The organism is Streptomyces sp. B21-083, from assembly GCF_036898825.1.
In the GTDB taxonomy this organism is placed as follows: domain Bacteria; phylum Actinomycetota; class Actinomycetes; order Streptomycetales; family Streptomycetaceae; genus Streptomyces.
Map to the genome: position 1 here is coordinate 4,409,704 of NZ_JARUND010000002.1, position 18,545 is coordinate 4,428,248.

17 protein-coding genes are annotated in these 18,545 nt (G+C 70.8%); 9 read left to right on the forward strand and 8 right to left on the reverse strand.

Annotation, left to right across the window (positions count from 1 at the left end; translation table 11 throughout):
* The first annotated feature begins 127 nt into the window (after window positions 1-127).
* Window positions 128-1,150, forward strand: a complete 1,023-nt coding sequence (locus tag QA861_RS43830; RefSeq protein WP_334594527.1) for an SAM-dependent methyltransferase — start codon at window positions 128-130, stop codon at window positions 1,148-1,150.
* Between the two features lies 1 nt (window position 1,151).
* Here the strand turns inward: QA861_RS43830 and QA861_RS43835 are convergent, their stop codons facing one another.
* Window positions 1,152-2,312 (reverse strand): NADH-quinone oxidoreductase subunit D, encoded by a 1,161-nt coding sequence (locus QA861_RS43835; RefSeq protein ID WP_334594528.1) that lies wholly within the window; start codon window positions 2,310-2,312, stop codon window positions 1,152-1,154.
* Between the two features lie 31 nt (window positions 2,313-2,343).
* Here QA861_RS43835 and QA861_RS43840 point away from each other — a divergent pair, with 31 nt between their 5' ends.
* Together QA861_RS43840 and QA861_RS43845 are read left to right on the forward strand one after the other, a co-directional pair.
* Window positions 2,344-2,871 carry a PH domain-containing protein gene (locus QA861_RS43840; RefSeq protein ID WP_334594529.1) on the forward strand — a complete coding sequence of 176 codons (528 nt, stop codon included), beginning with the start codon at window positions 2,344-2,346 and terminating at the stop codon, window positions 2,869-2,871.
* Complete coding sequence (locus QA861_RS43845) at window positions 2,868-4,205, forward strand: PH domain-containing protein (RefSeq protein WP_334594530.1); 1,338 nt, start codon at window positions 2,868-2,870, stop codon at window positions 4,203-4,205. The genes QA861_RS43840 and QA861_RS43845 overlap by 4 nt, the downstream gene beginning before the upstream one ends.
* 55 nt (window positions 4,206-4,260) lie before the next feature.
* On the opposite strand, the gene QA861_RS43850 is transcribed toward QA861_RS43845, so the two are convergent.
* Entirely contained in the window at window positions 4,261-5,607 is a 1,347-nt protein-coding gene (locus QA861_RS43850; protein ID WP_334594531.1) for a hypothetical protein, read from the reverse strand.
* Between the two features lie 123 nt (window positions 5,608-5,730).
* Window positions 5,731-6,852 carry an alpha/beta hydrolase gene (locus QA861_RS43855; RefSeq protein WP_334594532.1) on the reverse strand — a complete coding sequence of 374 codons (1,122 nt, stop codon included), beginning with the start codon at window positions 6,850-6,852 and terminating at the stop codon, window positions 5,731-5,733.
* A gap of 223 nt (window positions 6,853-7,075) precedes the next feature.
* Between QA861_RS43855 and QA861_RS43860 the strand changes: the two genes are divergently transcribed.
* The 6 genes from QA861_RS43860 to QA861_RS43885 all read left to right on the forward strand — a co-directional run bounded on the left by QA861_RS43860 (window position 7,076) and on the right by QA861_RS43885 (window position 12,339).
* The gene (locus QA861_RS43860; protein WP_334594533.1) at window positions 7,076-8,884 is read left to right on the forward strand and encodes a phosphatidylglycerol lysyltransferase domain-containing protein; all 1,809 of its coding nucleotides are present in this window, start codon (window positions 7,076-7,078) and stop codon (window positions 8,882-8,884) included.
* Between the two features lie 274 nt (window positions 8,885-9,158).
* Complete coding sequence (gene folP / locus QA861_RS43865; protein ID WP_334594534.1) at window positions 9,159-10,055, forward strand: dihydropteroate synthase; 897 nt, start codon at window positions 9,159-9,161, stop codon at window positions 10,053-10,055.
* The gene (locus QA861_RS43870; RefSeq protein WP_334594535.1) at window positions 10,052-10,555 is read left to right on the forward strand and encodes a nuclear transport factor 2 family protein; all 504 of its coding nucleotides are present in this window, start codon (window positions 10,052-10,054) and stop codon (window positions 10,553-10,555) included. Before folP ends, QA861_RS43870 begins: the two co-directional genes overlap by 4 nt.
* A 265-nt stretch (window positions 10,556-10,820) precedes the next feature.
* Window positions 10,821-11,180 (forward strand): dihydroneopterin aldolase, encoded by a 360-nt coding sequence (folB, locus tag QA861_RS43875; RefSeq protein WP_334594536.1) that lies wholly within the window; start codon window positions 10,821-10,823, stop codon window positions 11,178-11,180.
* On the forward strand, window positions 11,177-11,788 hold the full coding sequence (gene folK, locus QA861_RS43880; RefSeq protein WP_334594537.1) for a 2-amino-4-hydroxy-6-hydroxymethyldihydropteridine diphosphokinase: 612 nt from the start codon (window positions 11,177-11,179) through the stop codon (window positions 11,786-11,788). The genes folB and folK overlap by 4 nt, the downstream gene beginning before the upstream one ends.
* Window positions 11,789-11,868: 80 nt before the next feature.
* Window positions 11,869-12,339: a DUF3180 domain-containing protein gene (locus tag QA861_RS43885; RefSeq protein WP_443041696.1), complete on the forward strand. Its 471-nt coding sequence runs from the start codon at window positions 11,869-11,871 to the stop codon at window positions 12,337-12,339.
* A 145-nt stretch (window positions 12,340-12,484) separates the two neighbouring features.
* Here the strand turns inward: QA861_RS43885 and folE are convergent, their stop codons facing one another.
* From folE to QA861_RS43910, 5 genes are all read right to left on the reverse strand, one after another.
* A complete protein-coding gene (gene folE, locus QA861_RS43890) occupies window positions 12,485-13,090 on the reverse strand; it encodes a GTP cyclohydrolase I FolE (protein WP_334594539.1) in 606 nt (201 codons plus the stop codon).
* Between the two features lie 148 nt (window positions 13,091-13,238).
* A complete protein-coding gene (ftsH, locus tag QA861_RS43895) occupies window positions 13,239-15,275 on the reverse strand; it encodes an ATP-dependent zinc metalloprotease FtsH (RefSeq protein ID WP_334594540.1) in 2,037 nt (678 codons plus the stop codon).
* Window positions 15,276-15,509: 234 nt separating this feature from the next.
* Window positions 15,510-16,070 (reverse strand): hypoxanthine phosphoribosyltransferase, encoded by a 561-nt coding sequence (gene hpt / locus QA861_RS43900; protein WP_044471976.1) that lies wholly within the window; start codon window positions 16,068-16,070, stop codon window positions 15,510-15,512.
* Between the two features lie 63 nt (window positions 16,071-16,133).
* The gene (tilS, locus tag QA861_RS43905; protein ID WP_334594541.1) at window positions 16,134-17,177 is read right to left on the reverse strand and encodes a tRNA lysidine(34) synthetase TilS; all 1,044 of its coding nucleotides are present in this window, start codon (window positions 17,175-17,177) and stop codon (window positions 16,134-16,136) included.
* A 190-nt stretch (window positions 17,178-17,367) separates the two neighbouring features.
* Window positions 17,368-18,501 carry an Rv3626c family coenzyme F420 biosynthesis-associated protein gene (locus tag QA861_RS43910; protein ID WP_006375594.1) on the reverse strand — a complete coding sequence of 378 codons (1,134 nt, stop codon included), beginning with the start codon at window positions 18,499-18,501 and terminating at the stop codon, window positions 17,368-17,370.
* Window positions 18,502-18,545 lie beyond the last annotated feature (44 nt).

The window sequence follows — 18,545 nt, forward strand, 5'->3', positions numbered from 1 at the left end:
CCCAGCGTAGGGAAGCGTTGTGCGTGCCGGGGTCAACCGGAGGGTCGATCCGCAACGCCCCGGTGTACTCCGCAAGGTGGAGACCCTCTCCCCTGGGGGGCGGGGGTCAGGGCCCTAGCCTGAGCCCGTGGCAGGAGAGACGGCGGGCGCGGCGGTGGGCGGGACAGCGGGCGAGTGGCGCGGCTGGCGGGCGGCGACACAGGAGGCGCTCTACGGCGAACACGGGTTCTACCGTCGGCCGGAGGGACCCGCCGGGCACTTCCGTACGTCCGTCCACGCGTCGCCGCTCTTCGCCCGTGCCGTGGCGCGGCTGCTGTGCCGGGTCGACGAGGCGCTGGGCCGTCCCGTGTCGCTCGGCTTCGTCGACATGGGCGCGGGCCGGGGCGAACTCGTGACCGGTGTTCTCGCGGCCCTGCCCCCGGAAGTGGCCGCCCGCGCGCGCGGGTACGCCGTCGAGCTGGCCGACCGCCCCGCGGAGCTCGATCCTCGCGTCGAGTGGCTGACCGAGCCCCCCGGCGGCCTCACCGGCCTGCTGTTCGCCAACGAGTGGCTGGACAACGTCCCCGTGGAGGTGGCGGAGGTCGACCCCGAGGGCGTGGCACGCCGGGTTCTCGTACGGCGGGACGGAGCCGAGCGGCTCGGGGAGCCGGTCGCCGGCGCGGACGCGGAGTGGCTGGCGCGCTGGTGGCCGTTGCCGCCCGAGCCGGGGCTGCGGGCCGAGATCGGGCTCCCCAGGGACACCGCCTGGGCCGCCGCCCGGGCCACCGTCGAGCGGGGGCTCGCCGTCGCCGTCGACTACGCCCACACGGTCGGCGCCCGGCCGCCCTTCGGGACGCTCACCGGTTTCCGGGCCGGGCGCGAGAGCGCGCCCGTGCCGGACGGCTCGTGCGACCTGACCGCCCATGTGGCACTGGACGCCTGCGCGGGGCCGGGGGCACGCCCGCTGACCCAGCGGGAGGCCCTGCACGCCCTCGGGGTGGCCGGCGGGCGCCCCGCGCTGTCCCTGGCCTCCACGGACCCCGCCGCGTACGTACGGGCCCTGGCGGGCGCCGGAGAGGCCGCTGAGCTGACGGCGACGGGCGGCCTCGGGGACTTCGGGTGGCTGGTGGAAGCGAAGGGAGTCGCCGACCCCTTCTCTCAGACTGTTTGAACTATTTGTCGATGTCCCCGACCACGAAGAACAGCGACCCCAGGATCGCCACCATGTCCGCGACCAGCGTCCCGGGCAGCAGTACCGCCAGCGCCTGGATGTTGTTGTAGGAGGCCGAGCGCAGCTTCAGGCGGTGAGGGGTCTTCTCGCCCTTGCTGACGAGGTAGTAGCCGTTGATGCCGAGGGGGTTCTCGGTCCACGCGTACGTGTGCCCCTCGGGCGCCTTCAGGACCTTCGGCAGCCGCTGGTTGATCGGGCCGGGCGGCAGTTCGGCGAGGCGGTCGAGGCAGGCGTCGGCCAGGTCGAGCGCGTTGTACGTCTGCTCCAGGAGGCACTCGAAGCGGGCGAGACAGTCGCCCTCCTGTCGGGTGACGACCTTCAGCGTGTCCTGGAGCTCCCCGTACGCCAGATACGGCTCGTCCCGCCGCAGGTCGAAGTCGACGCCCGAGGCGCGCGCGATCGGCCCGCTCACGCCGTACGCGTGCACGGCCTCCGGCGGGAGCACGCCCACGCCGCGCGTGCGGCCCCGGAAGATGTCGTTGCCGAGCACCAGGTCGTCGAACCGGTCCATGCGCGAGCGCACGGAGGAGACTGCCGCACGCGCGCGCGTGGTCCACCCGGCGGGCAGGTCCTCCTTGAGGCCTCCCACGCGGTTGAACATGTAGTGCATCCGCCCGCCGGAGACCTCCTCCATGACGTGCTGCAGTTCCTCGCGTTCCGTGAAGGCGTAGAAGATCGGGGTGATCCCGCCCAGCTCCAGCGGGTACGAGCCCAGGAACATCAGGTGGTTCAGCACCCGGTTCAGCTCCGCGAGCAGCGTGCGCGTCCACACCGCGCGCGTGGGGACCTCCATACCGAGCATCCGCTCCACGGCGAGGACCACGCCCAGCTCGTTGGAGAACGCGGACAGCCAGTCGTGCCGGTTGGCCAGCATGATGATCTGACGGTAGTCACGCGCCTCGAAGAGCTTCTCCGCGCCGCGGTGCATATAGCCGATCACCGGCTCCGCGTGCTGGATCCGCTCACCGTCGAGCACGAGCCGCAGCCGCAGCACGCCGTGTGTGGACGGGTGCTGGGGCCCGATGTTGAGCACCATGTCGGTGCTCTCCGCGGCGCCGCCGACACCGACGATGGTCTCCGTGGGCTCCGTCGTGGGACTCATGGACACAGTCTGTCGTACGTACGCTTGCGGAATGGAGACGGGGAGCCCGGAGACCGCGGGCGAAACGCGAGGCGAACCGCACGACGAACCGCACGACGAGCCGGTGTGGAGGGGGCTGCCGAGGGACCTGCTGCGGATGCGCCGGCTGCTGCTGATGGTCTGGCTGGTGCCGCTGGCGCTCGGTGCCGGGCTGCTGCCCGGCCTGCTCGCCGGGCCCGCCTGGGCGGCCTTCGCGCTGCTGCCGCTCGGCCTGCTGCTGTGGGGCTGGCGGATGCTGGGCCGCAACTGGGCCTCCTGGCGGTACGCCGAGCGCGCCGACGACCTGCTGATCAGCAAGGGCGTCCTGTGGCGCGAGGAGACGATCGTGCCGTATGGGCGGATGCAGCTGGTCGAGGTGACGTCGGGGCCCGTCGCACGGCACTTCGGGCTGGCGAGCGTGCAGCTGCACACGGCCGCCGCCGCGAGCGACGCGCTCATCCCGGGCCTCGAACCGGCCGAGGCGGAACGGCTGCGGGACCGGCTCACCGAGCTCGGCCAGGCCCGATCGGCGGGGCTGTGACGACCCCCGACGCCGAGACGGACGTACCGACGGAGGCCGGCAGACCGCCGGTCGTCGAGCAGCGGCTGCATCCCGTCACCCCGCTCCGGCGTGCGTGGGCGCCGGTCGCCGTGGTCATCGGGTGGGCCGTGCACGACCCCGACCAGGCGCAGCGCCAGCTGACCCGACTGACCACCACGACCCTGCTGCTCGGCCTCGCCGTATGCCTGGTCGGGGGCGCCCTGTACGGCTTTCTGACCTGGTGGTTCACCCACTTCGCGGTGACCGACAACGAACTGCGCATCCGTACCGGCCTGTTGTTCCGGCGCACCGCGCACATCCGGCTCGAACGCATCCAGGCCGTCGACGTCACCCAGCCGCTGCTGGCCCGGATAGCGGGCGTCGCCAAGCTCAAGCTGGACGTGGTGGGGGCGGACAAGAAGGACGAGCTGGCGTATCTGGGTGAGGGGCACGCGCGTGCCCTGCGGGCCGAACTCCTCGCCCGCGCGGCCGGGTTCGCGCCCGAGACCGCGCACGAGGTGGGTGAGGCGCCGGCCCGGCAGCTGCTGCACGTCCCCGCGCGCGTGCTCGCCGTCTCCCTGGTGCTGACCGGCGCGACCTGGGGAGCGCTGGCCGCCGCACTGGTCGTACCGCCGTTCCTGTGGTTCGTCACCCACAGCCTGTGGACAGTGCTCGCGACGGGCGTCCCGCTGCTCGGCGCGGCGGGCGCGAGCAGCGTGGGACGGTTCATCAACGAGTACGACTGGACGGTCGGCGAGTCCCCGGACGGGCTGCGCATCGACCACGGCCTCCTGGACCGCACCCACGAGACGGTGCCGCCGGGGCGCGTGCAGACCGTACGGATCGTGGAGCCGCTGCTGTGGCGGCGGCGCGGCTGGGTCCGGGTGGAGCTGGACGTGGCGGGCTCGTCGAACTCGGTGCTGGTGCCGGTGGCTCCGCGCGAGATCGCGGAGACCGTCATAGGCCAGGTGCTGCCCGGGGTGACGGTGCCCGCAGCACTTTCGCGTCCGCCGCGCCGGGCGGGCTGGTGCCTGCCGTTCTGGTGGCGTGGCTACGGCATCGCCGTCACCGACAGCGTCTTCGTCTCCCGGCACGGACTGTTGCGCCGCAGTCTGTCCCTGGTTCCGCACGCCAAGGTCCAGAGCGTACGGCTGGAGCAGGGGCCCTGGGCGCGCTTCAAGGGCCTCGCGGACGTCCATGTGGACACGGGGGCCAACAAGACCGTCACAGCCGGTCTACGGGACGCCCAGGAGGCCGCGGAGCTGCTTCTCGGGCAGGCGGAGCGGTCACGGACGGGCCGACGGGACTCGCTGCCGGACCGGTGGATGGCGTAACAGGCGCGGACGAGGCAGCGGAGACGGAACCCGGGCGGCCGGTGGTGACCGGCCGTCAGGAAACCGCGCTGCGCAGTCCCTGCAGATCGATCTGCTCGGTCTCGTCGTGTGCCGTCAGGTCGATCACCTGACCGATGCCGACCCCGCGCGACGCCTCGTCCGCGGGCTTGAACCGAGCCTCCGACTCCGCCTTGTGCAGGGCGAGCGCCTCCTGCCCGACGACGTCGGCGAGGTCCTCGTTCTGCACGGCCTCCAGCGCGGCCGAAGCCGTCTCCTTGTGCGTACCGAAGAAGTCGAACCCGCCCTCGGCGGTCGGCCTGCGCATGGGCGCACTTGTCGGTACGACGGCCACGGCGGTCGGCACGGTGTAGTGCCCGGCGCGCACCGGCTTGGCGGGCTTCGTCTCGGCGGGGGTGGAGGCGACGCGCGAATGTCCGCGGGCCGCCTCGGGCTTCCCCTTCGCCTCGTCCTCCCGTACGGCCTCCGCCTTGGCGACGGCGGGGCCGTCGGCGACCTCGGCGGGCCCTGAGACCTCCGCGGACGTCTTCGCGGCGGCCAGGGCCGGTTCGGCCTTCACCGGCGCGTCACCGTCGAACCTGGCCAGCGCCGCCCGTGCCCGCAGGAACAGCGACGAACCCTCCGGGGAGAAGATCGCCGACGCCGCCGGCGCCTCCCCGGACGCCGAGGCCTCGGCGTCGTCGGCGTCGTCCGGGGACTGCGCGCCGACCGCGCCCAGCGCCGCCGACACCCCGGCCGCCGCCGCGTCCAGCGCCGCGGCGTCGGAGTCCACGGCGTCGTCCCCGTCCAGCACGTCCGCCGAATCGCCGGAGCCGGACCCGAGCGCTCGCGCCGAACCCGTGGCCGCAGCCGCCTTCACCTGGATGTCCGTATTCGCGTCAGTGCCCGTGTCGGTGTCGGTGTCGCCGTCCGCGTCCTGATCCGATACCGCGGCCTCCAGCTCCAGCAGCCGCCTGCCCTCCAGCGCGCTGGCCCGCTCGGTCTCGGCGGTGGCGTACCGCCGCAGCAGCGCCGCGTGCTCGTTGCGCAGCCCCTGGAGTTCGGCCCGCTTCGCGCGCAGCTTCTGCTCCAGCTTGACGCGCAGCTCGCGGGACTCCTCCAGGTCGGTCTCCAGTTCGGCGACGCGCTCCTCGTGGCGCCAGTCGTCACCCGCACGCGCGCGTGTGAGGTCGGCGACCTGCCTGCCCGCCTCGCCGTCCCAGCGGCGCATGACGGCCGCGCCCACGACCGTGATCGCCGCGGCGAACGCGGCAACCACCCTAAGGACGCCGGTATCCGTGAACACCCATGGCCCCAGGGCGCAGACGAGCGAGACGCCCGCGATCGCCGCAGGAGGCAGCAGCCGGTGCAGAGGTGGTGAATGGCGGTGACGTCCACGTGGCATGGCCAGAAACTTACCGCGCGTAGGCGAATCTTGGTGCCCCGCCCGGTAAAAACACAGCAGTCCCGAACCCTTCACAGCCCTTGGGGCGCCTCGGTTCGACGCCCTCGCGGCCCCCGCCGGACGTCAGCGCTCCGTCAGCCGCTGACTCAGCCACTCCAGCGAACCGGGGATCTCCCGCCGCCAGGTGTTGAAGTTGTGGCCGCCGCTCTCCAGGACGATCGTCGAGATCCTCGTCGGGGCCTTCGTCCTGACCAGGTCCACGAACCGCATCGTCGGACCGTAGTTGGCCTCTCCGTGCCTGCTGGTGGTGACCAGCAGGGAGACGTCCGGCGCCGGCCTGTGCTTGATGTACCACTCCAGGTCCGCCTCGCGCTTCAGCTGCTTGTCACCCTGGAAGAGGTCTCCCGTGGTGGCGTCGATCGGCGCCTTGTAGGACGGCGACAGACCCACCGCCGCCGTGTACACGCGCGGGTGGTGCATCGCGAGCTTCAGCGCGCAGTAGCCGCCCGTCGAGTCGCCGATGACGCCCCAACTGCCCGGCCTCGGCCCCACCCGGTAGTGCCCGGCGACGGCCGCGGGCAGGTCCCGGGCGAAGAACGTCTCCGTCTGCGGCCCGCCCGGCACGTCCACGCACTCGGTGTCCCGGGGCGGCGCCACGGTCGGCCGCAGCATCACCAGGATCATCGGCTGCGCCCTGCCCTTCCTCGCCAACTCGTGCGCGGTGTCCGGGAAGTCGAGCTTCGTGACGAGGGACTTGGCGGTCCCCGGATAGCCGGTGAGTACGACGACCACGGGGAAGGTGCGCTTCGCGTACTGCGGCTGGAAGTACTCCGGCGGCAGATAGACGTACGCCGGAGAGGTGATGCCCGTCTTCTTGCCGACGACGCCTATCTTCTGGATCTGACCGCCGACCCTGGGCAGGTGACCGCCCGGCACGCTCACCGACTGGGTGGACAGCACCTGGAAGCCGCCGTGCGGCCCGGTGTTCTGGTCGACGACCACGCCCTGGTCGGTCTCCTTGCCCAGGAGGTCGTCCCAGGAGGCGTAAAAACCGAAACTCTGGTTGACGGCGAGACCGACCGAGGCGAACACCGCGACCTGGGTGGCCAGCAGCAGAATCGCCCGGCCGCCGACCGCCCGCCAGTCGCGGCGCGCCAGCCGGGCCCAGAACACGATCGTGCCGATGAACAGCAGGGTGGCGGCCAGGATCGCCAGCGCCAGCACCGTCTTGCTCGTGAGACCCATGACTGCAGTTGCCCGCTCTCTCGGCCGGCGGCGCCCCGCTTCCTTCACTGCGGCTTGCCCCGGACTTTGGATGTCCTTTGACACGGCTTTCCGTGGGAGAGTGAACCTCTTCCCGTGAGACACCGTCCTAGAGGGCGCAATGTCGCCGGATGCCGGATTGGCTCCGGATTCCAGGTCTCTCGCAGAACTACGGGATGCGATGTCTGTCAGGATAGATGGGGAAATGTCGGGCGAGGTTCCGGGACGATCACATCGAGTGCGGCGCGTACTGCGCGGTCCGCGTCCCGAGGCCGTCCCCGCCGTCGTCGCCCGGGCCTGTGCGCTCGTGGGCCTGGTCGACATCGCCGCGGGAGTCTTCCCGCGCTTCAGGCACAGCCGGATGCACACCTTCGCCGAGGTACTGCCCGGCGCGCTCGGCCCGTTCGCCGCCGCGCTCTCGCTCAGCACCGGCGTCCTTCTGCTGCTGCTCGCGCACGGCCTCAGGCGCCGCAAGCGCCGGGCATGGCGCGCCGCAGTGGCCCTGCTGCCGGCCGGCGCCGTGGCCCAGTTCGCCTACCGGCACTCGATCGTCGGGCTCGTCATCTCCGTACTCCTGCTGGTGATGCTGCTGCGCCACCGCACCGAGTTCGCGGCCCTGCCCGACCCGCGCAGCCGCTGGCGCGCACTCACCAACTTCGTGCTGATGAGCGCCGGTTCGCTCGCGCTCGGGCTGGTCATAGTGAGCGCCCACAGCGACCGTATGTACGGCGACCCGAGCCTCGCGGACCGCATCACCCATGTCATGTACGGCCTGTTCGGCTTCGAGGGCCCCGTCGACTACGACGGGCCCACCTCCTGGACCGTCGGCTACTCGCTCGGCGCCCTGGGCCTGCTGACCGCCATCACGACGATCTACTTCGCCTTCCGGCCCGAACACCCGGCCGCCCACCTGACCCCGGAGGACGAGGACCGGCTGCGCGTCCTGCTCGACAAGCACGGCCGCCGCGACTCCCTCGGCCACTTCGCGCTGCGCCGCGACAAGGCGGTCGTCTTCTCCCCCAGCGGCAAGGCCGCCGTCACCTACCGGGTGGTGTCCGGCGTGATGCTCGCCAGTGGCGACCCGATCGGCGACGTGGAGGCCTGGCCGGGCGCCATCGAACGCTTCATGGACGAGGCCAAGGCCCACTCCTGGACCCCCGCCGTCATGGGCTGCTCCGAGACCGGCGGCGAGGTCTGGACCCGCGAGACCGGCCTCGACGCCCTCGAACTGGGCGACGAGGCGGTGGTGGACGTCGCGGATTTCTCCCTCTCCGGGCGCGCGATGCGCAACGTGCGCCAGATGGTCAAGCGCATCGAACGCGCGGGCTACGAAACCCGGGTACGGCGCATCCGTGACCTCGGGGAGAACGAGCTGGAGCGCATCCGGCTCGCCGCGGAGGCCTGGCGCGGCACCGACACCGAGCGTGGTTTCTCCATGGCGCTGGGCCGCATCGGCGACCCGGACGACGGCGACTGTCTCATCGCCACCGCCCACAAGGCCGACGACGAGCCCGGCCCGTACGGCGATCTGAAGGCGATCCTGCACTTCGTGCCGTGGGGCGACGACGGCGTCTCCCTGGACCTGATGCGGCGCGACCGCGCGGCCGACCCCGGCATGAACGAACTGCTCATCGTGGCCGCCCTGGAGGCCGCCCCCCGCCTGGGCGTCGCCCGCGTCTCGCTCAACTTCGCCATGTTCCGCTCGGCACTGGCCCGCGGCGAGAAGATCGGCGCCGGCCCGGTCCTGCGCGCGTGGCGCGGCCTGCTGGTGTTCCTGTCCCGCTGGTTCCAGATCGAGTCCCTGTACAAGTTCAACGCCAAGTTCCGCCCCCGCTGGGAACCGCGCTTCGTGGTCTACCGCACCTCCAGCGACCTCCCCCGCATCGGCCTCGCCGCCATGCAGGCAGAGGGCTTCGTCACCCTGGCCCTCCCCCGCATCCTCGGCCGCCGCACCAAGGCCCGCCGCCCATGCGCCCACGCGACAACGGAAAGGAGCACGGTGAGCGCGGTGTGAGGCGGTGAAGCGTCGGCGCCACGAGTCGCCGCGCGCCCGAGCCGGGGAGTTCTCGGCCCAAGCCCGGGTGTTCTCCGCCCGAGCCGAGGTGTTCTCCGCCCGAGCCGAGGTGTTCTCCGCCCGAGCCGAGGTGTTCTCCGCCCGAGCCAATATTGTTTTTCGACCGAGCCGATCGACGGACCGAGACGGGCGGGTGGGTGGGAAACAACCGGCCCAACCACAACGCACCCGCACCACAGAACCCGCCCCACCGCCGGGGGCCTACGCTGAACGCATGAACAACCACAGCGGACGCGGCCGGGTCACCGGCCTCCCGGCCTGGGACCGCTGCGCGGTCATGGGCGTCGTGAACGTGACCCCGGACTCCTTCTCCGACGGGGGCCGCTGGTTCGACACGACCAACGCCGTCAAGCACGGCCTCGACCTGGTCACCGAGGGCGCAGACCTGGTGGACGTCGGCGGCGAGTCCACCCGTCCCGGCGCCACCCGCGTCGACGAGGCCGAGGAACTCAAGCGCGTCGTCCCCGTGGTCCGCGGCCTCGCCGCCGAGGGCGTCAGCGTCTCCGTCGACACCATGCGCGCCTCGGTCGCCGAACAGGCGCTCGCGGCCGGCGCCGTCCTCGTGAACGACGTCAGCGGCGGCCTCGCGGACCCCGCGATGATCCCGCTCGTCGCGGACACGGGCGCCCCTTTCGTCGTCATGCACTGGCGCGGCTTCCAGGAGGGCGGCAACATCAAGGGCGTGTACGCGGACGTCGTCTCCGAGGTCGTCGACGAGCTCCACGCGCGCGTGGACGCCGTACTGGCCGGCGGTGTCGCCCCCGACCGGATCGTCGTGGACCCGGGACTCGGCTTCTCCAAGGACGCCGATCACGACCTGGCCCTTCTGGCGCACCTCGACCGGCTGCACGGCCTGGGCCACCCCCTGCTGGTCGCCGCCTCCCGGAAACGGTTCCTCGGCCGCGTACTGGCCGGCCCCGAGGGCGCCCCGCCGCCCGCGCGGGAGCGCGACGCCGCCACCGCCGCCGTCTCCGCGCTCGCCGCCCACCAGGGCGCCTGGGCGGTCCGCGTCCACGAGGTCCGCGCCACCGCCGACGCCGTACGGGTCGCCCGCGCGGTCGAGGAGGCCCGCGACGCGGAAGCGGCCCGGAGCGCCGAGGGCACCCGGTGAGCGCGCCCCACATCGACGTCGAGCAGGTCGAACTCGCCAACACCGCCTTCTACGAGGCGCTGGAACAGGGCGACTTCGACGAGTTGTCCGCGCTCTGGCTGACCCCCGCCGACCTGGGCGTCGACGAGGAGTACCACGACCCGGCGGACACCGGGGTGATCTCCTGCGTGCACCCGGGCTGGCCGGTGCTGACCGGACGCGGCGAGGTCCTCCGCTCCTACGCGCTGATCATGGCCAACACCGAGTACATCCAGTTCTTCCTGACCGACGTGCATGTCTCCGTCACCGGCGACACCGCCCTGGTGACCTGCACCGAGAACATCCTCAGCGGCGGCCCGGCCCCCGAGGACAGCGACGAGCTGGGGCCGCTGGTCGGTCAGCTGGTCGTCGCCACCAACGTGTTCCGCCGCACCCCCGTCGGCTGGAAACTCTGGTCGCACCACGCCTCTCCGGTCCTCGCCGAGAACGACGAGGACGAGGAGGACGACACCCCCTCCTGATGTCCGCCCGGGCCGGGCACCGCCGATCGGGGCCGAACGGAGGCAAACGTGGTTGGAATCACGAACACGGGGTAAGTGCGGCTACCAGCCCATGAGCAGCCGTGTTCCCACGGGGAAACACTCGATGAACCCTCCTGGTCATCACCTGACCGGGCCTCTCGTGGGGCGGGCACTGTCAGTGTCCGCAGGTAGATTCGAAATGGCTGCCGGGCCGATCGCACCCGGTCCGAAGCGGCCGCCAACGACGATTGCAGGAGTGATTCGCGTGGATCGTGTCGCGCTGCGCGGCCTCAGGGCCCGAGGACACCACGGGGTGTTCCCGGAGGAGCGGGAGCAGGGCCAGACGTTCGTCGTGGACCTCTCGCTCGGCCTGGACACCCGTCCGGCCGCGGCCGACGACGACCTGGCGAAGACCGTGCACTACGGCATCGTGGCGGAGGAGGTCGTGGCCGTCGTGGAGGGCGAGCCCGTCGACCTCATCGAGACGCTGGCCGAGCGCATCGCGCAGGTCTGTCTGAAGCACCAGGGGGTTCAGGAGGTCGAGGTGTGCGTCCACAAACCGGGCGCGCCGATCACGGTCCCCTTCGACGACGTGACCATCACCATCACCCGGAGCCGAGTATGACCGCCTCGTTCACCGAGAGTCACAGCGACCCGACCGTCCAGCCGGTGCCCGCCTCCGTGGTGCAACAGGTGGACGCCGCCGACACCACCCTGCACAACCCGAAACGTGCCGTCATCTCCCTCGGCTCGAACCTCGGCAACCGTCTGGAGACCCTCCAGGGAGCCATCGACGCTCTGGAGGACACCCCGGGCGTCCGCATCAAGGCGGTCTCCCCCGTCTACGAGACAGAGCCGTGGGGCGTTCCGGCGGGCAGCCAGCCCTCGTACTTCAACGCGGTGGTCGTCCTGAAGACCACACTCCCGCCGTCCTCGCTCCTGGAGCGTGCCCACGCGGTCGAGGAGGCCTTCCACCGGGTCCGGGAGGAGCGCTGGGGCGCGCGCACGATCGACGTCGACATCGTCGCGTACGCCGACGAGGTCTCCGACGACCCGGTCCTCACCCTTCCGCACCCGCGCGCCCACGAGCGGGCCTTCGTCCTCGCCCCCTGGCACGACGTGGACCCCGAGGCCCAGTTGCCCGGCCGCGGCTCGGTGGCCACGCTCCTGGAAACGGTCGCCCTCGGCGGTGTGGCGCCCCGCGCCGACCTGGAACTCCAGCTGCCGCAATAGCCGTTAAGGTCATGACGACCACGGCTCGGTGGTCCGGTACAGGGAGCTGAAGGGGCACCGTGAGAGAGCTGCACGTCAAGATGCTGGCCGCCGTGTTCGTCGTGGCCGGAGTGCTCTCCTGGGCGGGCGCCCGGCTGTGGAACTCGGTGGGGACCCTCCCCAGCGTCCCGCTGGCCGCCCCCGTCGTCCTGGCCCTGATCGCCGTGGTCCTGCTGGCCACGGCCCTCTCGCTGCGCGCCCGTCTCAAGGCCCAGCGCGACCGGCGCCCCGGCGCCAAGGGCGTCGACCCCCTGATGGCCGCCCGCGCGGTCGTCTTCGGCCAGGCCAGCGCCCTGGTGGCCGCTCTGGTCGCCGGGATGTACGGCGGCACCGGCGCCTTCCTCCTGGAGTCCCTGGACATCCCCGCCCGCCGCGACCAGGCCATCTACGCCGGCTTCTCGGTCCTTGCGGGCATCGCCGTCATAGCGGCGGCCTTCTTCCTGGAGCGGGTCTGCAAACTCCCCGAGGACGACGACACCAACGCGGGCACGGGCACAGCCCCGGCCGCGTAGGCGCTCCCCTCGACACACGGTTCGCCGTCGTCTGCGGGCCGGTGGGGCTCGTCGCGCCCACACGGCATAGCGCCGCATGCCGAGCTTGCCCCGCGCCCTTACGGGGCGCCGGTCCCGCCCTGCGCCCGGCGACGAACCCAGAACATCAGCGGGCCATGATCAGGCTCATCGCCTCGTTACGGGTGGCCGGATCCCGCAGTTGGCCGCGCACCGCCGACGTGATGGTCTTCGCACCCGGCTTCCGCACCCCCCGCATCGACATGCACATGTGCTCGCACTCGACGACGACGATCACCCCGCGCGGCTCCAGGATCTTCATCAGTGAGTCGGCGACCTGCGTGGTGAGACGTTCCTGCACCTGCGGTCTACGGGCGTAGACGTCAACGAGCCGGGCCAGCTTCGACAGCCCGGTGATCTTGCCGTCGACGGACGGGATGTACCCGACGTGGGCGACCCCGACGAACGGCACAAGATGATGCTCACAGCTGCTCAGGACCTCGATGTCCTTCACCAGCACCATCTCGTCGTGCCCCAGGTCGAACGTGGTCGTCAGCACGTCCTCGGGCCTCTGCCACAGCCCGGCGAATATCTCCCGGTACGCCCGCGCCACGCGCCCCGGTGTCTCCCTGAGGCCCTCACGGTCCGGATCCTCACCGACCGCGATCAGCAGTTCGCGTACGGCGCTCTCCGCCCGCTTCTCGTCGAACACGCCGATCGTGCCCTCGCCGTCCAGCGTCACGGGGTCGGTCATCTGGTGCCTCGTTCCTGTCCCTGTCACGCGTGTGGACCACGCGTCGCACGTGCGGACATACCGAAATGCCGCGCCCCCCAGGCTAGATCCTGGGGGGCGCGGCATCCATTCCGGGCCCGCTGAGCGGGAGGAGGCGGGAGAGCCGTGATCAGCTCTCGGTGCGGTCCTCCGGCGCCGACTCCGTCGCGGGGACGGACTCGGTGGCTGTGGCCTTGGCGGTGATGACCGCCGCCGAACCGTTGGTCCCGTTCGTCAGCGACAGCTCCTTGGGGGAGAGCACCGGCGGGCGGGTGGACGGCGTACGGCGGGAGGAGCCGGTCCACGCGGGGCGGGCCGGGCGCTTGATGATGGGAGTGAAGATCTCGGCGATCTGCTCCTTGCTCAGCGTCTCCTTCTCCAGCAGCTGCAGCACCAGCGCATCAAGGACGTCGCGGTTCTCGACCAGGATCTCCCAGGCCTCGTTGTGCGCGTTCTCGATGAGCTTCTTGACCTCTTCGTCGACGAGCGCGGCGACCTCTTCCGAGTAGTCGCGCGGGTGACCCATCTCACGGCCGAGGAACGGTTCGGTGTTGTCACCACCGAACTTGATCGCGCCGAGCCGCTCGGTCATGCCGTACTGCGTGACCATCGCGCGGGCCGTTGCGGTGGCCTTCTCGATGTCGTTCGCAGCGCCGGTGGTCGGGTCGTGGAAGACGAGCTCCTCGGCCGCGCGCCCGCCCAGCATGTACGCCAGCTGGTCGAGCATCTCGTTGCGGGTCGTGGAGTACCTGTCCTCGTCCGGCAGGACCATCGTGTAGCCAAGAGCACGGCCCCTGGAGAGGATCGTGATCTTGTGGACGGGGTCGGAGTTCGGAGACGCCGCCGCGACCAGGGCGTGGCCGCCCTCGTGGTACGCGGTGATCTTCTTTTCCTTCTCCGACATGATCCGGGTCCGCTTCTGCGGGCCCGCCACGACGCGGTCGATGGCCTCGTCCAGCGCCAGGTTGTCGACCAGCTTCTTGTCACTGCGGGCGGTGAGCAGCGCTGCCTCGTTGAGGACGTTGCTCAGGTCCGCGCCGGTGAAGCCCGGCGTGCGACGGGCGACCGCCGACAGATCGACGTCCGGAGCGACCGGCTTGCCCTTCTGGTGAACCTTGAGGATCTCCAGACGGCCGAGCATGTCCGGGCGGTCGACCGCGATCTGGCGGTCGAAGCGGCCGGGACGCAGCAGCGCCGGGTCGAGGATGTCGGGCCGGTTCGTCGCGGCGATGAGAATCACACCGCCCTTGACGTCGAAGCCGTCCATCTCGACGAGCAGCTGGTTGAGCGTCTGCTCGCGTTCGTCGTGCCCGCCACCCATGCCGGCGCCGCGATGGCGGCCGACCGCGTCGATCTCGTCGACGAAGACGATCGCCGGGGCGTTCGCCTTGGCCTGCTCGAAGAGGTCACGGACCCGGGAGGCACCGACGCCGACGAACATCTCGACGAAGTCGGAACCCGAGATCGAGTAGAACGGCACGCCCGCCTCACCCGCGACAGCACGTGCGAGCAGCGTCTTGCCCGTACCGGGAGGCCCGTAGAGGAGCACACCCTTGGGGATCTTGGCGCCGACGGCCTGGAACTTGGCCGGCTCCTGCAGGAACTCCTTGATCTCGTGGAGTTCCTCCACCGCCTCGTCCGCGCCCGCCACGTCGGCGAACGTCGTCTTCGGGGTGTCCTTGGTGATGAGCTTGGCCTTGGACTTCCCGAAGTTCATGACCCGGGAGCCGCCGCCCTGCATCTGGTTCATCAGGAACAGGAACACGACGACGATGAGGACGAAGGGGAGCAGCGACAGCAGAATGCCGACGAAAGCGTTCTGCTTGGTCGGAGAGACCGTGTAGCCGTCCGGAATCTGCTTGTTCTGGTATTTGTCCTGGAGAGTGTTCGCCAGGTTGACGCCCTGATCGCCGATGTAGCTCGCTTGGATCTTCGAGCTGCCCTCGACCTTCTGGCCGTCCTTGAGCTGGACCTTGATGACCTGCTCGTCACCGGTGGTGATCTTGGCCTGCTCGACCTTGTTGTCGTTGATCGCCTGGACGACCTGGCCTGTGTCCACCGTCTTGTAGCCGCCGGACGAGCCGACGACCTGCATCAACACGACCACGGCAAGGACGGCCAGCACGATCCACATGACCGGCCCACGGAAGTATCGCTTCACGTCCATCCATACGGAGCGGTGCCGCCCCGTCCCTCCTGCCATAGTGAGTTTGACAAAGACTGTTCTAAAGACTGCTCTTCGGACGGTACCCCAGCATTGTCACCCGAAGGCGCACGGGCGGGGTCGCATTACCGTCCACGCATGCTCCAACGGCGGGAAGGCCGCCGGGGTTCCCGCACCTCTCACAGGACTGGCCCTTTGGCTCAGCAGCCGCACGAGAGGCCGGGACGGCAGCCGGACTCATCCGCCGTAGACATGGGGCGCGAGCGTACCGACGAACGGGAGGTTCCGGTACTTCTCGGCGTAGTCGAGGCCGTAGCCGATCACGAACTCGTTCGGGATGTCGAAGCCGACCCACTCCACGTCGATGGCGACCTTCGCGGCCTCCGGCTTGCGCAGCAGGGTGCAGATCTTCAGCGACTCGGGCTCGCGGGAGCCGAGGTTGGAGATCAGCCAGGACAGGGTCAGCCCGGAGTCGATGATGTCCTCGACGATGAGGACGTGCTTGCCCTTGATGTCGGTGTCGAGGTCCTTGAGGATCCGCACCACACCGGAGGACTGGGTGCCCGCGCCGTACGACGACACGGCCATCCAGTCCATGGTGAGGGGGGTGGACAGCGCCCGGGCCAGGTCGGCCATGACCATCACCGCGCCCTTGAGGACGCCGACGATCAGCAGATCCTTGCCCGCGTACTCCGCGTCGATCTTCGCGGCCAGCTCGACCAGCTTCGCGTCGATCTCTTCCTTGGTGATGAGTACCGACTTGAGGTCGGCACCCATGTCTTTCGCGTCCACCCGCATCACTTTCGGTCGCCCGTCGCCATCTGCCTGGCTCGCCGACCCCTCCCCGAAGGGGGGTGAGATTCAGCCTTGCCGAATCACCAGTCTGCCACCCTGCCGCTGGGCGACGACCCGGCCGGGGAGATTGATGACCCCCTGCCCACGCCAGCCGGTGATCAGCCGGTCGACTTCCTCGATGTGGCGGGCGAACAGCGAACCGGCCGGAGCGCCCGCCTCGATGGCGGCCCTGCGCAGGATGCGACGGCGTACGGCGGGCGGCAGGGCGTACAGCTTGGCGCACTCCAGGAGACCCGCCGCGTCCCGTACGGAGGCCTCGGCCTGGCGGGCCCAGGTGTCGAGGGCGTCGGCGTCGTCGCGGGAGAGCTGGGCCGTGCGGGCGAGTGCCTCGACCACGCCTTTGCCGAGGGCTTTCTCCAGGGCGGGCAGGCCTTCGTGGCGCAGCCGGGACCGGGTGTAGGCCGGGTCGGCGTTGTGCGGGTCGTCCCAGACCGGGAGGGCCTGGACCATGCACGCCTTGCGGGCGGTCTGCCGGTCGACCTGGAGGAAGGGCCTGCGGTACCGGCCGGGGGCTCCGGGCCCTCCGGAGACGGCGGCCATCCCGGACAGGGACCGGATACCGGAGCCGCGGGCGAGGCCCAGCAGTACGGTCTCGGCCTGGTCGTCGCGGGTGTGGCCGAGGAGGACCGCGATGGCGCCGTGGCGCTCGGCGGCGGCGTCGAGGGCGCCGTACCGGGCGTCTCGCGCGGCGGCCTCCGGGCCGCCCTCACGGCCCACGGTGACGGCGATCGACTCGACCGGGGCGAGGCCGAGTTCGGTCAGGCGCAGGACGACCTCGTCGGCACGGAGGTCGGACCCGGGCTGCAGACCGTGGTCGACGGTGACGCCGCCGGCCCGCAGACCGAGTTTGGGCGCTTCGAACGCGAGGGCGGAGGCGAGCGCCATGGAGTCGGCGCCGCCGGAACACGCCACGAGGACGAGCGGCAGGGACTCGCCGGGGGTGTCGGGGCCGGGGACGAGGCTGTGGGACGGGGTGTGAGCGGTGAGGATGTCGTGGAGAGCGCGGCGAACCGCCAGGCGTATCGCCGCGACCGCAGGATGGGGACCCATGTCCGGTTCCCTTCATGAAGTTTTCGGGGGGTGAGCCGATTTCGGTCACTCAGAGTGTGTAGATGGTGACAGAAACGGGGCGTTCCCCGAGCATTGCACGCCTACCCATGCCCCACGGTCCCTCGGACGGGTGATTGAAGGGGCGTTCGCCTGCCGTCGGCCGGATTCGTTCACCCCCTCATCCGAGGGCTCATGAGTCCGTCTTGCGGTGCACCCGCGCGACCCAGTCCGCCGGTTTGGCGATCTCGGCCTTCGTCGGGAGGGTGTTGGGGGAGGTCCACACGCGGTTGAAGCCGTCCATGCCGACCTGGTCAACGACCGCGCGGACAAAGCGTTCGCCGTCCCGGTACTGCTTGAGTTTGGCGTCAAGCCCGAGCAGCTTGCGCAGCGCGAGGTCAAGGCGGGACGCGCCCTTGGCCCGCCGTTGCTGGAATTTCTCCCGGATCTCGGCCACGGAGGGCACCACCGCGGGGCCCACTCCGTCCATCACGAAGTCGGCGTGTCCCTCCAGGAGGGACATGACCGCGGTGAGGCGGCCGAGGATCTCCCGCTGGGCCGGCGTCTGCACCAACTCCACCAGGGAGCGCCCGCCGTCGTCCTCCTCGCCCTCCGGCCTGCCGCCCGCGAGGGACTGCGCGGCCTCCCTGATGCGTTCCAGGAACGTCATGGGGTCGACTTCCGTCTCGCCCAAGAACGACTGGATTTCGCCCTCCAGATGGTCCCTCAGCCAGGGCACACCCGTGAACTGGGTGCGGTGCGTCTCCTCGTGCAGACACACCCAGAGCCTGAAGTCGTGCGGCTGTACGTCGAGTTCGCGCTCCACGTGGACGATGTTGGGCGCGACGAGGAGCAGCCGGCCGCCGCCGTTCGCGCCCGCCGGCAGTTCACGGGTGGACGGCGCGAAGGTCTCGTACTGGCCGAGCACCCGGGACGACAGGAACGACAGGAGCATCCCCAGTTCGACGCCGGTGACCTTGCCGCCGACCGCCCCGAGGACGGCTCCGCCGGGTGAACTCCCGCGCCGCTCCTCCATCTTGTCCAGCAACGGCCTGAGCACCTCGCGGAACCCGGCCACGTTCGCCCGTACCCAGCCCGGCCGGTCGACGACCAGTACGGGGGTGTCGTGCGCGGCGTCCGTGCCCATCCGGGTGAAGCCCCGGACGTGCTCCTCGGATGCCTTCGCGTGCCGGCGCAGCTCCGACACGATGGCCCGGGCCTCGTCCCGGCTCACCTCTGGTCCCGGCCTCACGAGCCGGGTCGCGGTCGCCACCGCGAGATTCCAGTCGACCATCCCAGCAGATGCAGCACCACCGATGCTCGTCATGCGTCAACCGTACGTGAGGGCTCCTCCCGGGGGCAGGGTGGCGA